Raw genomic sequence first — 14,646 nt, 5'->3', positions numbered from 1 at the left:
GCATAATGCTACCGGGTCTCTGTTACGCTATTTCAACCGCTCGGCATATTTCGCCACACTCGCTTTCGCGCCATATGTCAGTAAACTGTCATAGGCTTCTTGCACTTTTTGCGTAAACCGCGCCGCCTGCGGCAAATCGTTGCCGAAAATTTCAGCCATTCCCAGCAGCGCCTTAACACGACTGGCGCCTTCTTCACTGTTTGCCACGGCGCGCTGAATAACCGGCAATAGCGGATCGCTGACGTCGATCGCCTTACCCTGCTCATCCACGCCGCCAACGTAACGCATCCACCCCGCCACGCCCAGCGCCAGCAAATCAAAATCGCTATGATTAGCAAGATGCCAGCGAACGGAGTCCAGCATACGCTGCGGAAGTTTCTGGCTGCCATCCATCGCAATCTGCCAGGTACGATGACGCAGCGCCGGATTACGGTAACGCGCAATCAACTGATCGGCATAACGCTGTAAATCTACCCCCTGGACTTTCAGCGTGGGCGCCTGCTCGCGTAACATTAACGCCTGCGCGGTCAGACGATAGTTGTCGTCAGCCATGCAGTCATTAATATGCTGATAGCCGGCAAGATACCCCAGATAAGCCAGGAATGAATGACTGCCGTTAAGCATTCGCAGTTTCATCTCTTCAAACGGAACCACGTCGGCGACCAACGTCGCGCCCGCGTTTTCCCACAGCGGACGACCCGCCACAAACGTATCCTCTATCACCCACTGACGAAACGGTTCACAGGCAACGCCCGCCGGATCGCGCACGCCGGTCAGTTGTTCGATTTTATCCAGCGTCTCCGGCGTGACCGCAGGGACAATCCGATCAACCATCGTTGACGGAAATGTCACGTTTTGCTCGATCCATATCGCCAGTTCCGCATCCACCTCCCGGGCGTAAGCCGTCACAACCTGACGCGTCACATGCCCATTTTCCGGCATGTTATCGCAGGACATCACGGTAAATGCCGGTAAGCCTGCGGCTTTACGACGCGCTAACGCTTCGACAATAATACCCGGTGCCGTTAGCGGTTGATGCGGATTTTGCAGGTCGGCGGCAATCATGGGATGTTCCAGCAGAAGTTGGCCCGTGGCTGGCGAATGACAATACCCTTTCTCGGTAATGGTCAGAGACACAATCGCTATTTGCGGTTCGCACATCGCCGCCAGCACACGTTCCAGACCATCAACCTGGACATGCAACGCCGCTTTGACGACGCCCACCACACGCGCCGTCCAGGCTTCCGCCGACATCTCCGCCACGGTATAGAGGTTATCCTGCTGCTTTAGATCGGCAATCTGCTGTTCGCCGCCAATAAGATTAACCTCATAATAGCCCCAGTCGCTATGCTGCTCCGCAGCCAGAATATCTGTGTAAACCCCCTGATGCGCGCGATGAAACGCGCCAAAACCGAGATGGACCATCCGCGCCGCCAGCGCCGCGCGATCGTAATCAGGAAGCGTCGCCTTTGCCGATAAAAGCCTGTTTTGCATTTTATAACCTCTATATTCTGAAAGCGGAACAGTCGCAGAGTAACGCCTGCCCTGGTGCATTTGGATTTACGCTAATTAAACAAAAGTGACCGGACAGCATGGCCGAAACCGCATTAGCGTTCCGGCCATACCGTCGACACGATTTAACTCGTCTGGGTTGCGGAGTGGCGTAACTTCTCTGCCGCTGTCGCTTCCGCCGCATCCTCAGGCAGACTCAGGTCGCGATCTCTGACCTCCGGCATCAACAGCGCAGAAATCAGACCAATACACGAGTAGAGCACCAGCATAATTAAGATGGGCAGCCAGGAATCGGTCATGTTACAAAAGATCCCTGCGAGGACGGGGCCAAAACCGACCGCCACCAGCCCCCCTGCCTCTTTTGAAATCGCCATCCGGGTGAAGCGATTACGCGATCCGAAAATTTCCGCCATGGTGATGTTTTCCAGCGCAAATAATCCCAGCACGGCAAAGTTATGAATAACAATGAGCGCCGCCATAATTACGCCAGGGCTATACGTTTTATCTACCACAATAGACAGCATCGGTCAGGCGAGAATAATCGCGGAGATATTCAATATTATATACGGCAGCCGACGACCGTATTTATCGGACAACCACCCCAAGAGTGGGATAGTGATAAAACCAATTACGGAACTTATCATTAACGCATCGGTTGGGATAGATTTGTTAAATAATAACGTCTGAACCAAATATCCGGCAAGGAAGGTTTGAATAAGCCCTGAATTCCCCGCTTGTCCAAAACGTAAACCGGTGGCCAGCCAGAAAGATTTGCTGGTAAACATCGCGCCCAATGTATTTTCTGACGCAGGCGTTAACGCTGGCGATTTTTCACCTTCGCTTACTTTTTCGAATACCGGACTTTCTTTCAGATTCATTCGCAGCCAGATCGCGAATATCATAACAACGACGCTCGCCAGGAAAGGAATACGCCATCCCCAGGCGATCAGTTGTTCGCGTTCAAGCGCAAAGAACATCACCGCCCAGATCGCCGTCGCGCTCAACGTACCGCAATTGGTGCCCATCGCGACCAGCGAGGAAATGATGCCACGCTTTCCTTTCGGCGCATACTCGGCCAGCATGGTACCCGCGCCGGAAATTTCCGCCCCGGCGCCCAGCCCCTGTATAATTCGCAATGTTACCAGTAATACTGGCGCAAAAATGCCGATTTGCGCATACGTCGGCAGTACGCCAATCAGCGTGGTGCAGATCCCCATCATGGTGATGGTAATAAACAATACTTTTTTTCGTCCGATGCGGTCGCCCATTTTACCAAAAACAAAGGCGCCGATAATTCTGGCTATATAACCTGCACCATAGGTGCCCATTGCCAGAATAAGCGCCATCGCGGCAGACTGTTCCGGGAAAAATATCTCATGGAAGACCAGAGCCGCGCCTAGTGAATATAACTGAAAATCCATAAATTCAAGCGCGGTGCCTAACCAGCCAGATACGGCAGCGCGCACTAAATCCTGAGTCGATCGTTCATGCTTTATTTGTGTCATATAGGCAATCTCTAAGAGGTAAGATGCGTACCACTTACTCGCAAGTATTTATATTATTTCGCAAACGTGAGTAAGACTTTGCAGCATTGACGCTGGTCTTTCTCGAAAAGCTCAATCGCGTCGGTGACATGTTGATAATCAAATGTATGCGTTATCAGCTTATCCGGATCAATAAGCCCTTTATTCAGCCAGTCAATCACGACCGGGAATTTATTGGCATTAAGACGCGATGAATAAATAGCCAGCTCTTTTCCGGTAATACCCTGCTGTACAATCTCACACGGGTCGCTGGAAAATCCCATCAGGACAATGCGTGCCGCAGGCGATGCAAGGGTAATCGCCTCTTGCAGGATAGCGGGATGACAGGCGGCATCGACAATCAAGGTCGGCTTTAGCGCCTTCTGCTGTAGAAATTCCGCCAGTGAATGTTGACCATTATTGAGGGTCCAGTCAGCGCCGCTCTGCTTCGCCATCGCTAAACGCTCTTCAATGCGATCAACGACTATGACCGTTTTAACCTGATAAACCCCCTTCAGCGCCTGTACGGTCGTCAGTCCCATCGGGCCTGCGCCATAGATAAGCGCCACGTCCTGCTCGGTCGGATTCACTTGTCCCGTCACATTTGCCGCAATGGTAAACGGCTCAACCATGACGGCATGATGATCTGCGATGTTGTCCGGTATGCGATGAGCATTACGGGCCGGCGCCACCGCATACTCGCTGAAACCGCCGTCACGATGCACGCCCAGCACCACCAGCGAGGTACACACATTGGGTTTACCGACTGAACAAGGGTAACAATGCCCGCAACTGATCACCGGATCGACGGATACCCGTTCTCCTATCCGGTCGTGATTGACGTTGTCGCCTACCGCGTCGATGACACCGAAAAATTCATGGCCTATGACACGGGGATATTTTGCAAAGGGATTATGTCCCCGATAAATATGACTGTCGGAACCGCAGATACCCGCCAGTTTCACTTTAATACGAACTTCGCCCGGCGCAGGCTGCGGAAGCGCGCGCGTTTCGATAGTTAATGTATTCGGTTTTTCGATTACGATGCTTTTCATTTTTCGCTCCTTACCAGTTCCACAGTGTGCCGTCTTCCAGGCGAGCCACCGGCAAATAGGCTGGATCGTAAGGATATTTCGCCGCCAGTTTTTCATCGAACTCAATGCCCAGTCCTGGCTTGTCGCCCGGATGCATATAGCCGCCCTCGAACGTCCAGTTATGCGGGAAAACCTCCAGCATCTGTTCGGAGTAGCCCATAAACTCCTGCACACCAAAGTTAGGCACCCACAGGTCGAAATGTAATGCAGCGGCCATACAAACCGGCGACAGATCGGACGGCCCATGCGAACCGGTACGCACCTGGTAGAGCGAGGCAAAATCAGCAATGCGGCGCATCCCGGTAATACCACCGGCATGGGTAAGCGTGGTGCGGATATAGTCAATCAATTGCTCTTCAATGAGCTGTTTGCAATCCCAGATACTGTTAAAGACTTCGCCTACGGCAATCGGCGTGACCGTATGCTGGCGGATGAGGCGGAAGCACGCCTGATTTTCAGCCGGCGTCGGGTCTTCCATCCAGAACAAACGATAGTCTTCAATACATTTGCCAAAGCGGGCAGCCTCAATAGGCGTCAGTCGGTGATGCATATCGTGCAGAAGATGTTCATTAAACCCGAACGTATTACGCACGGCGTCAAACAGCTTTGGCGTAAAATCGAGATACTTTTCCGTTGACCACAATTGTTCTTCCGGCCACTGGCCTTTTGTCGCGGGCTCATAGGCCAGCCCCTTGCCTTTCGCCATGCCGTAGGTGGTTTTCATCCCCGGAACGCCGCACTGCACGCGGATTGCTTTGAACCCTTGCTCTTTATGACGCGCGTAGTCTTCCAGCACATCGTCGATGGTGTGGCCTGTGGTATGGCAATACACCATGACGCCTTCACGCGAAGCGCCGCCGAGTAACTGATACAACGGCATATTGGCGGCTTTGGCTTTAATATCCCATAGCGCCATATCAACCGCGGAAATGGCGGACATGGTGACAGGGCCACGGCGCCAGTACGCGCCTTTGTAGAAGAACTGCCAAATATCTTCGATGCGGCGAGCATCCCGCCCGATGAGCTGTGGGCACAGGTGATCGGTAAGGTACGAGGCCACCGGGAGCTCGCGTCCGTTCAGGGTGGCATCCCCCAGACCGGTGATCCCGTCTTCCGTGGTTATCTTTAAGGTGACGAAGTTACGCCCTGGACACGTAACAAAAACTTCAGCCCCTACAATCTTCATTTTTATTCCTTACATCGCATTATGGGATGCAGGAAATTTACCCAACTGAGCTACTACCATACAAGTATATTGATGTAAAAAGCGCTGCCAGATCACAAAATGTTCTGGTCGCGCGGCAATGTTACGTACGTCCCCATCCGACGACGATAATCAGCATTCCACACAGCGCGATCAGCGCGCCGCACCAGTCATAAACCGTGAGCCGGACGCCATCGACAACACGTAACCACAGGAGCGCAGTACAGACATATACCCCACCGTAAGCCGCATAAACCCGCCCACTCGCCGCCGGATGCAAGGTCAAAAGCCAGACGAATAACGCAAGTGACGCAGCGGCGGGCAGAAGCCACCACACGCTGGCGCCGCGCTTAAGCCATAGCCAGGGAAGAAAACATCCAATGATTTCACAGAGGGCGGTGACAAAGAAAAGCAGAGTCGTCTTTAGCATGAGATTCATTTGGTTACGAAATGATAAGTGATAATACAACAGAATATCGTTACGGTTATCCGGCCATTCTTGTGTATATGCCAGGCATAAGGATTGGTGTAGAATTTACAGGTGGTTTACCGCTTTTTCCCCTCTAATGAAAGGATGTTGTGATGAACAATACGCTGAGCAAACGCCTGTGCCTGACGGCAATGCTTACGTTGGCGGCCGTTGTATATACTACTTCCGCATTCGCTGAAACCAGTAAACTGGTGATTGAATCGGGAGATAGCGCACAAAGTCGTCAGGAAGCGGCGATGGAAAAGGAACAATGGAACGACACTCGCAGTCTGCGTCAGAAAGTGAATACCCGCGCAGAAAAAGAGTGGGACAAAGCCGATGCCGCCTTTGATAACCGCGATAAATGCGAGCAAAGCGCCAACATCAACGCCTATTGGGAGCCCAATACGCTGCGGTGTCTGGATCGTCGTACAGGTCGCGTTATTACGCCCTGATGCAGGATAACTAAAAGGAAGTGTAAGGATACAGTATGACAAGTGACTACAAGGTCAGACTGCGCCCGCTTGAGCGTGAAGATTTACGATTTGTCCACCAGCTTGATAATAATGCCAGCGTTATGCGTTACTGGTTTGAAGAGCCGTATGAGGCTTTTGTCGAACTGTCGGATCTCTACGACAAACACATCCACGACCAAAGCGAACGGCGCTTTGTCGTCGAATGCGACGGTGAAAACGCCGGGCTGGTAGAACTGGTGGAAATTAACCATGTGCATCGGCGGGCGGAATTTCAGATTATTATCTCGCCGGAGTACCAGGGAAAAGGCCTGGCGTCACGCGCGGCCAAACTGGCGATGGATTACGGATTTACCGTACTCAATCTCTATAAATTGTATTTGATCGTCGATAAAGAGAATGAAAAAGCGATTCACATCTACCGTAAACTCGGGTTTAGAGTAGAAGGCGAGCTGATTCATGAGTTCTTCATTAACGGCGAATACCGTAACACCATCCGCATGTGTATCTTCCAGCAGCAGTATCTGGATGAACATAAAACGTCCGGTTCTACACTCCTGAAACCCACCGCGCAGTAAGCGCGGCGCGGTAGTCACGGAGAGTCGCACCGCGCCCGGTTTAGTAGTAATCGATACGATTTTTAATGGTGTAATGGTGGGACACTGCCGGCTTAACGCTCTCATCGACGATAACAAGCCGGCAGTCAACAGGGTTCGCGTACGCATCATATTCGCAGCTCTGTGTGACGTTGCCGACCTGTCGATCATCCACCCGGCTGACTGCCGTATAATCCAGCTTTTTACGCGGGTCCGCGGAGGGTTTTGCCGTCACAGAGAGCGTATTCTGCGAGTTTATGGTTGTCTTACCTAACGGATAGCCTTCGCTATCATAGCGGTACTCGACCTTCATCTCTTTGCCCGTCGCCGATACCACAAAACCGTTGTCGTCCGTTTCCCAGGTCACGCCCGCCGAAGGCAACGCCGCCAGCTGGCACTTCCCCTGTAACTGCACCTTTTTTTCCAGCGTCTGAGCATCCCGGTAATAATTGGCATCCAGCACGAGTGCCAGCCCCGTATTATTCTCCAGATCGTGTAACTCAAGCGTATCAAAACAGCCTTCCTGTGAAAGCGTACCGGTGACCTGCTTCGCCACTTCGCCATTCTCACTCATCAATGTCTGGCTGAAATCCTTTACCGGACCACGTAATGGATCAAAATCAAATTCGTTCGAAAAACTGGCCATTTCCGGCGTAAAAGACTCAAGGGATTTCGGGTTATCACAACCTGCCAGTATCATGCACAATAACGTCAGTAAAAGGGGTTTCTTCACACGTATCACCAGGATGAAAAGATATTTATCATCATATTAGCAAATACAGTTATTTACACGAAAAATGCTAAGCTTAGAACATCGTCATTAATCACAGGAGTTCATGATGAAAATCGCAACTGCAATAGCCGCTCTGGCGTTAGTTAGCGCCCCCTCGCTGGTGATGGCGGCACCGGGATCGTGCGAGAGAGTAAAAAGCGATATTGAACAACGTATCATCAATAACGGCGTGCCGGCGGATAATTTTACGCTCACTATCGTTCCTAACGACCAGGCCGATCAGCCGGACTCACAGGTGGTGGGCCATTGCGCGAACGACACGCATAAAATTCTTTATACCCGCACCAGCAGCGGCAATGCGCCAGCCAATACCTCTCCCGCTCAGGACGGTTCATCCGCCGAACCGCAATAACCTCCTCCTGCCCTCCGGGTCCGGAGGGTAACGCTCTTTGACATGGATTAATAATCCTTACTCCCAAAGGGGTAAACTCATTACATCATTAGCATGTTAATAATTTCGTTATAGTTATCAATATATAGCGAAATAATAACGACAATGGAGTGAGTGATGCCCGGAGAAAAGCAACAAACAGGCGTTAGCCGCAGGACGTTAGTGAAATCAGCGGCGCTTGGCTCACTGGCGCTGGCTGCCGGAGGCGTATCTTTACCGTTTGGGATGCGTACCGCGGCCGCGGCGGTGCAGCAGGCTATGCGCAACGAAGAAGATAAAATCGTCTGGGGCGCCTGTTCGGTCAACTGCGGCAGTCGCTGCGCCCTGCGTCTGCATGTAAAAGATAATGAAGTCTGGTGGGTTGAAACTGATAACACTGGCGACGATGTCTACGGCAATCATCAGGTTCGCGCCTGCCTGCGGGGCCGTTCAATCCGTCGGCGTATTAACCATCCGGATCGCCTTAACTATCCCATGAAACGCGTTGGCCGCCGCGGCGAAGGCAAATTTGAACGCATTAGCTGGCAGGAAGCACTGGACACCATTAGCGCCAGCCTGAAAAAGACCGTAGAGACCTACGGCAATGAAGCCGTTTATATCCACTATTCATCCGGCATCGTAGGCGGCAACATAACCCGCTCGTCGCCTGCCGCCTCGCCGGTGAAGCGTTTGATGAACTGCTACGGCGGTTCGTTGAATCAATACGGCTCATACAGTACCGCGCAAATTTCTTGCGCCATGCCCTACACCTATGGTTCCAACGACGGCAACAGCACATCTGATATCGAAAACAGTAAACTGGTGGTCATGTTCGGCAATAATCCGGCTGAAACACGCATGAGCGGCGGCGGCATTACCTGGTTTCTGGAGCAAGCGCGTGAACGCTCAAATGCGCGCATGATCGTAATAGATCCGCGCTATACCGATACCGCTGCCGGACGTGAAGACGAGTGGATACCGATTCGCCCCGGCACCGATGCCGCGCTGGTGGCGGGAATTGCCTGGGTATTGATTAACGAAAATCTCGTTGACCAGCCTTTTCTCGATAACTATTGCATCGGCTACGATGAAAAGACCCTTCCGGCTGACGCGCCCCCCAATGGCCATTATAAGGCTTATATTTTGGGTCAGGGCGAGGACGGTATCGCCAAAACGCCGCAGTGGGCATCGCATATTACCGGCATCCCCGCCGATCGGATTATCAAACTGGCGCGCGAGATAGGCAGCGTCAAGCCGGCCTACATCTGTCAGGGTTGGGGCCCGCAGCGTCAGGCGAACGGCGAACAAACCGCTCGCGCCATCGCCATGTTACCGATTCTGACCGGCAACGTCGGCATTCATGGCGGTAATAGCGGCGCACGCGAATCCACTTACACCATTACCATTGAACGTCTGCCGGTCCTGGAGAATCCCGTTAAAACCGCCATCTCCTGCTTTAGCTGGACGGACGCCATTGCGCGCGGCCCGGAAATGACCGCCCTGCGCGACGGCGTACGCGGCAAAGATAAGCTGGATGTCCCGATCAAATTTCTATGGAACTACGCTGGCAACACCCTGATTAATCAGCATTCGGATATTAATAAAACCCATGAAATTCTTCAGGATGAAGCGAAATGCGAAATGATTGTGGTCATCGACAACTTTATGACCTCTTCCGCGAAGTACGCTGATATTTTACTGCCGGATCTCATGACCGTCGAACAGGAGGATATCATCCCCAATGATTACGCCGGCAATATGGGATATCTGATTTTTATCCAACCGGCGACGACGCCTAAGTTCGAGCGCAAGCCCATCTACTGGGTACTCAGCGAAATCGCCAGACGCCTCGGCGACGATGTGTATCAGCGGTTTACCGAAGGCCGTACACAGGCGCAATGGCTGCAATATCTGTACGCCAAAATGCAGGCAAGAGATCCGGCATTGCCCGCGTATGACGATCTGAAAAAAATGGGCATCTATAAACGCAAAGATCCCAACGGCCACTTTGTCGCCTATAAAAAATTTCGTGAAGATCCGCAGGCCAATCCGTTAAAAACGCCGTCCGGTAAAATCGAAATCTACTCAAGCAAACTCGCTCACATCGCCAGTACCTGGGAGCTGGCGGAAGGCGACGTGATAAGCCCACTGCCGATTTATACCCCTACTTTTGAAGGATGGGACGATCCGAAGCGGAGCACCTTCCCGCTACAGCTGTTTGGCTTTCACTATAAATCCCGTACCCATTCAAGCTACGGCAATATTGATGTTCTGCAGGCCGCCTGTCGCCAGGAGGTGTGGATAAATCCGCTCGATGCGCAAAAACGCGGTATCGCGAATGGCGATAAGGTTCGCGTCTTTAACGATCGTGGAGAGGTGCGTCTACCCGCCAAAGTCACGCCGCGTATTCTGCCGGGCGTCAGCGCGATGGGTCAGGGCGCATGGCATAATGCGGATATGGCTGGCGATAAAATTGACCACGGCGCCTGCATCAATACGCTCACGACGCTGCGTCCTTCCCCCCTGGCAAAAGGGAATCCTCAACATACAAATCTGGTGGAAATCGAAAAAATCTAAGCCGCCTGCTCCGGGACGTTTTTACGCGCCCGGAGCTCCCCGTTTTGCGAACACAACGACATTTAAAACTCTTTTTTGGATGAGCATAGTGAGCTGTTATGAAAATCACCAACCCTGAGGCATTAATGGCGGCCAGTCTCAGCCGACGAAGCCTGGTGAAAACCTCCGCTATCGGTAGCCTTGCGCTTGCCAGTAGCGCTTTCACCCTTCCGTTCTCCCGCATCGCACACGCCGCAGCAGACCTCGCATCCGGCAATGTGGCAGAAAAAGCGGTCTGGAGTTCATGTACCGTTAACTGCGGCAGCCGCTGCCTGCTGCGCCTGCACGTAAAAGATGACACCGTATATTGGGTTGAATCAGATACCACGGGCAACGATGAATATGGCAACCATCAGGTACGCGCCTGCCTGCGCGGCCGTTCTATTCGTCGCCGGATGAATCATCCCGATCGCCTGAAATATCCGATGAAACGCGTTGGTAAACGAGGAGAAGGCAAATTCGAACGTATCAGTTGGGATGAAGCGTTGGATACCATCGGCGATAACCTGAAACGTATCCTCAAGGACTACGGCAACGAAGCGGTACATGTGCTTTACGGTACCGGCGTGGACGGCGGCAATATTACCAATTCTAACGTACCGTATCGCCTGATGAACGCCTGCGGCGGCTATCTCAGCCGTTACGGTAGCTACAGCACCGCCCAAATCAGCGCGGCCATGAGCTATATGTTCGGCGGCAATGACGGCAACAGTCCGGATGATATCGCCAATACAAAACTGGTGGTGATGTTTGGCAATAATCCCGCGGAAACACGTATGAGCGGCGGCGGCGTGACATACTATGTCGAACAGGCGCGCGAGCGCTCCAACGCCCGGATGATCGTCATTGACCCGCGTTATAACGACACTGCCGCTGGCCGAGAAGACGAGTGGCTGCCGATTCGCCCAGGTACCGATGGCGCGCTGGCGGCGGCAATCGCCTGGGTGCTGATTACCGAAGATCTTATTGATAAACCGTTTCTGGATAAATACTGCATCGGCTACGACGAAACCACTCTGCCCGCCTCGGCCCCGCGTAACGCGCACTATAAAGCCTATATTTTGGGTCAGGGCGACGACGGTATTGCTAAAACGCCGCAATGGGCCGCGCAGATTACCAGTATTCCGGCGGAAAAAATCATTCAACTGGCGCGGGAAATCGGCTCGGCGAAACCGGCTTACATTTGCCAGGGCTGGGGACCGCAACGCCACTCTAACGGGGAGCAGACCGCACGCGCAATCGCCATGCTGTCTGTACTCACCGGTAACGTCGGCATAAATGGCGGTAATTCCGGCGTGCGCGAAGGCACCTGGGATCTGGGCGTCGAATGGTTTTCTATGCTGGAGAACCCGGTAAAAACCCAGATTTCGGTCTTTACCTGGACCGACGCTATCGATCATGGCGCGGAAATGACCGCCACACGCGACGGCGTGCGGGGAAAAGACAAGCTCGACGTGCCGATCAAATTTTTGTGGTGCTACGCCAGTAATACGCTGATCAATCAGCATGGCGACATCGCCCACACCCACGAGGTGCTTCAGGACGACAGTAAATGTGAAATGATCGTCGGCATCGAGCACTTTATGACCGCGTCGGCAAAATATTGCGACATTCTGCTGCCTGATTTAATGCCGACCGAGCAGGAAGATCTGATTTCCCACGAATCCGCAGGCAATATGGGCTATGTCATTCTTGGTCAGCCCGCCACCTCGCCGAAATTTGAAAGAAAGCCCATTTACTGGACGCTCAGTGAAGTGGCTAAACGGCTTGGTCCGGACGTATACCAGACCTTCACAGAAGGCCGCACGCAGCATGAGTGGGTCAAATACCTGCACGCAAAAACCAAAGCGCGTAACCCGGAAATGCCGGATTACGAAGAGATGAAACAGACAGGGATTTTCAAGAAAAAATGCCCGGAGGAGCACTACGTCGCTTTCCGCGCCTTCCGCGAAGACCCTGCCGCCAACCCACTGAAAACGCCGTCCGGTAAAATCGAAATCTATTCCGAGCGTCTGGCAACCCTCGCCAACACGTGGGAGCTGAAGAAAGATGAGATTATCCATCCTTTACCCGCCTATACGCCAGGCTTTGACGGTTGGGACGATCCGCTTCGTCAGCGCTACCCGCTACAGCTAACCGGCTTCCACTATAAAGCGCGTACCCACTCCAGCTACGGCAATATCGACATCCTGCAACAGGCGTGTCCGCAGGAGATCTGGATCAACCCGATTGATGCGCAAGCGCGCGGCATTCAGCATGGCGACACCGTGCGGGTCTTTAACCAGAATGGAGAGATGCTCATTCCGGCAAAAGTCACGCCGCGCATATTGCCCGGCGTCACCGCTATCGGCCAGGGCGCCTGGTTAAATGCCGACATGTTTGGCGACAAAGTCGATCGCGGCGGCTCCATTAACATTCTGACGTCGCACCGGCCTTCCCCACTGGCGAAAGGTAATCCGTCACACAGTAATCTTGTTCAGGTTGAAAAGGCGTAAGGAGTAACCGATGACAACCCAGTATGGATTTTTTATTGATTCCAGTCGTTGCACCGGTTGCAAAACCTGCGAACTGGCCTGCAAGGACTACAAAGATCTCACTCCCGACGTCAGCTTCCGCCGCATTTATGAGTATGCGGGCGGTGACTGGCAGGAAGATAACGGCGTCTGGCACCAGAACGTCTTTGCCTATTATCTCTCCATTTCATGCAACCACTGCGAAGACCCGGCCTGTACCAAAGTCTGCCCGAGCGGCGCGATGCACAAGCGCGATGACGGTTTTGTGGTGGTGAACGAAGAGGTCTGTATCGGCTGCCGCTACTGCCACATGGCCTGCCCGTACGGCGCGCCGCAGTACAACGCGGCCAAAGGTCATATGACCAAGTGCGACGGCTGTTATGACCGTGTCGCTGACGGCAAGAAACCGATTTGCGTGGAGTCCTGCCCGCTGCGGGCACTGGACTTTGGCCCGATAGACGAACTGCGTAAAAAACACGGTGAGCTGGCTGCCGTCGCGCCGTTGCCGCGCGCGCATTTCACGAAGCCGAATATTGTGATTAAACCCAACGCCAACAGCCGCCCGACCGGGGACACTACCGGTTATCTGGCCAATCCGAAGGAGGTATAAGATGGGAAGTGGATGGCATGAATGGCCGTTGATGATCTTCACGGTCTTTGGTCAGTGCGTGGTCGGCGCGTTAATCGTTAGCGGACTGGGCTGGCTGACGGCAAAAGACGATACCATCGCCCGTCAGCGCATCGTGCGCAGCATGTTTTTTCTGTGGCTGGTGATGGGACTGGGATTCCTCGCGTCGATTATGCATCTCGGCTCGCCGATGCGCGCGTTTAACTCGCTTAACCGCGTAGGCGCTTCCGCACTGAGTAATGAAATCGCCGCAGGATCGGTGTTCTTTGCCGTAGGCGGCATCTGGTGGCTGGTGGCGGTACTCGGTAAAATGCCCCCGGCGCTGGGTAAAGTGTGGCTGCTGGTCAGTATGGCGCTCGGCGTTGCATTCATCTGGGCAATGACGCTCGTTTATCAGATAGATACCGTGCCAACCTGGTATAATGGCTACACCACGCTGGCCTTTTTCCTCACGGCATTCCTGTGCGGCCCGGTGTTTGCGGCGTTACTGCTACGCATCGCGCGCGTCCCATTTTGCAGCGTGACGTTTGCCAGTATTAGCGGCCTGGCATTGGTGGTGTGCGTGACGGTCATCGTACTACAAGGACTGTCTCTCTCAACCATTCACAGTTCCGTGCAACAGGCCAGCCATCTCGCACCGGATTACGGTATGCTACAGGTCTGGCGCATTGTCTTGCTTGCTGCCGGATTAGGCTGCTGGCTATGTCCGCTAATCCGTCGCCGCGAACCGCATACCGTTGGTTTGCTGCTCGGTGTCGTGCTGGTGCTGGCAGGCGAAATTATTGGCCGCGGACTTTTTTATGGCCTGCATATGACCGTAGGTATGGCCGTCGCAGGTTAATTTATGCGTGCGGG

General features: G+C 53.3%; 13 protein-coding genes and 9 other annotated features. Of the genes, 7 read left to right on the top strand and 6 right to left on the bottom strand.

What is annotated here, in order from left to right:
- Window positions 1-27 precede the first annotated feature (27 nt).
- The 5 genes from ydfI to ynfA all read right to left on the bottom strand — a co-directional run bounded on the left by ydfI (window position 28) and on the right by ynfA (window position 5,763).
- Window positions 28-1,505, bottom strand: a protein-coding gene (gene ydfI / locus STM1508; protein NP_460468.1) for a putative mannitol dehydrogenase. Within the gene, window positions 28-1,494 belong to an annotated coding region; the region does not span the whole gene.
- Window positions 1,500-1,505 (bottom strand) — a ribosome-binding site (putative RBS for ydfI; RegulonDB:STMS1H001720). Its footprint overlaps the gene before it by 6 nt.
- 534 nt (window positions 1,506-2,039) lie before the next feature.
- On the bottom strand, window positions 2,040-3,017 hold the full coding sequence (ydfJ, locus tag STM1507; RefSeq protein ID NP_447926.1) for a putative transport protein: 978 nt from the start codon (window positions 3,015-3,017) through the stop codon (window positions 2,040-2,042).
- A 53-nt stretch (window positions 3,018-3,070) separates the two neighbouring features.
- The gene (gene rspB, locus STM1506; RefSeq protein NP_460466.1) for a putative dehydrogenase occupies window positions 3,071-4,102 on the bottom strand. Within the gene, window positions 3,071-4,090 belong to an annotated coding region; the region does not span the whole gene.
- Window positions 4,097-4,102, bottom strand: a ribosome-binding site (putative RBS for rspB; RegulonDB:STMS1H001719). (Overlaps the previous gene by 6 nt.)
- Window positions 4,101-5,326 (bottom strand): putative dehydratase gene (gene rspA, locus STM1505; RefSeq protein ID NP_460465.1). Within the gene, window positions 4,101-5,315 belong to an annotated coding region; the region does not span the whole gene. The genes rspB and rspA overlap by 2 nt, the downstream gene beginning before the upstream one ends.
- Window positions 5,321-5,326, bottom strand: a ribosome-binding site (putative RBS for rspA; RegulonDB:STMS1H001718). It overlaps the preceding gene by 6 nt.
- 110 nt (window positions 5,327-5,436) lie before the next feature.
- Window positions 5,437-5,763 (bottom strand): putative inner membrane lipoprotein, encoded by a 327-nt coding sequence (ynfA, locus tag STM1504; protein NP_460464.1) that lies wholly within the window; start codon window positions 5,761-5,763, stop codon window positions 5,437-5,439.
- A 140-nt stretch (window positions 5,764-5,903) separates the two neighbouring features.
- Window positions 5,904-5,909 (top strand) — a ribosome-binding site (putative RBS for ynfB; RegulonDB:STMS1H001717).
- Here ynfA and ynfB point away from each other — a divergent pair.
- The gene (ynfB, locus tag STM1503; protein ID NP_460463.1) for a putative periplasmic protein occupies window positions 5,904-6,257 on the top strand. Within the gene, window positions 5,916-6,257 belong to an annotated coding region; the region does not span the whole gene. Its footprint overlaps the feature before it by 6 nt.
- Window positions 6,258-6,281: 24 nt before the next feature.
- Window positions 6,282-6,287: a ribosome-binding site (putative RBS for speG; RegulonDB:STMS1H001716), on the top strand.
- Window positions 6,282-6,853 (top strand): spermidine N1-acetyltransferase gene (speG, locus tag STM1502; protein ID NP_460462.1). Within the gene, window positions 6,293-6,853 belong to an annotated coding region; the region does not span the whole gene. (Overlaps the previous feature by 6 nt.)
- A 40-nt stretch (window positions 6,854-6,893) precedes the next feature.
- On the opposite strand, the gene ynfC is transcribed toward speG, so the two are convergent.
- Window positions 6,894-7,613, bottom strand: coding sequence for a putative inner membrane lipoprotein (gene ynfC, locus STM1501; protein ID NP_460461.3), 720 nt, complete (start codon window positions 7,611-7,613; stop codon window positions 6,894-6,896).
- A gap of 85 nt (window positions 7,614-7,698) precedes the next feature.
- Window positions 7,699-7,704 (top strand) — a ribosome-binding site (putative RBS for ynfD; RegulonDB:STMS1H001715).
- Between ynfC and ynfD the strand changes: the two genes are divergently transcribed.
- The 5 genes from ynfD (at window position 7,699) to STM1496 (ending at window position 14,632) form a co-directional block, all read left to right on the top strand.
- Window positions 7,699-8,016 (top strand): putative outer membrane protein gene (gene ynfD, locus STM1500; protein ID NP_460460.1). Within the gene, window positions 7,708-8,016 belong to an annotated coding region; the region does not span the whole gene. (Overlaps the previous feature by 6 nt.)
- A 144-nt stretch (window positions 8,017-8,160) precedes the next feature.
- Window positions 8,161-8,166: a ribosome-binding site (putative RBS for STM1499; RegulonDB:STMS1H001714), on the top strand.
- Window positions 8,161-10,611, top strand: a protein-coding gene (locus STM1499) for a putative dimethyl sulfoxide reductase, chain A1 (RefSeq protein ID NP_460459.1). Within the gene, window positions 8,170-10,611 belong to an annotated coding region; the region does not span the whole gene. It overlaps the preceding feature by 6 nt.
- A gap of 98 nt (window positions 10,612-10,709) precedes the next feature.
- Entirely contained in the window at window positions 10,710-13,145 is a 2,436-nt protein-coding gene (locus STM1498; RefSeq protein ID NP_460458.1) for a putative dimethyl sulfoxide reductase, read from the top strand.
- Window positions 13,144-13,149 (top strand) — a ribosome-binding site (putative RBS for STM1497; RegulonDB:STMS1H001713). Its footprint overlaps the gene before it by 2 nt.
- Window positions 13,144-13,773, top strand: a protein-coding gene (locus STM1497) for a putative dimethyl sulfoxide reductase (protein NP_460457.1). Within the gene, window positions 13,156-13,773 belong to an annotated coding region; the region does not span the whole gene. It overlaps the preceding feature by 6 nt. Before STM1498 ends, STM1497 begins: the two co-directional genes overlap by 2 nt.
- Window positions 13,762-13,767 (top strand) — a ribosome-binding site (putative RBS for STM1496; RegulonDB:STMS1H001712). (Overlaps the previous gene by 6 nt.)
- Window positions 13,762-14,632 (top strand): putative dimethylsulfoxide reductase gene (locus STM1496; RefSeq protein ID NP_460456.1). Within the gene, window positions 13,775-14,632 belong to an annotated coding region; the region does not span the whole gene. Before STM1497 ends, STM1496 begins: the two co-directional genes overlap by 12 nt.
- The last annotated feature ends 14 nt before the right edge of the window (window positions 14,633-14,646 follow it).

It is taken from the genome of Salmonella enterica subsp. enterica serovar Typhimurium str. LT2 (genome assembly GCF_000006945.2).
In the GTDB taxonomy this organism is placed as follows: domain Bacteria; phylum Pseudomonadota; class Gammaproteobacteria; order Enterobacterales; family Enterobacteriaceae; genus Salmonella; species Salmonella enterica.
The sequence above is the reverse complement of the archived record's forward strand: the minus strand, read 5'-3'. Positions and strand labels throughout refer to the sequence as shown.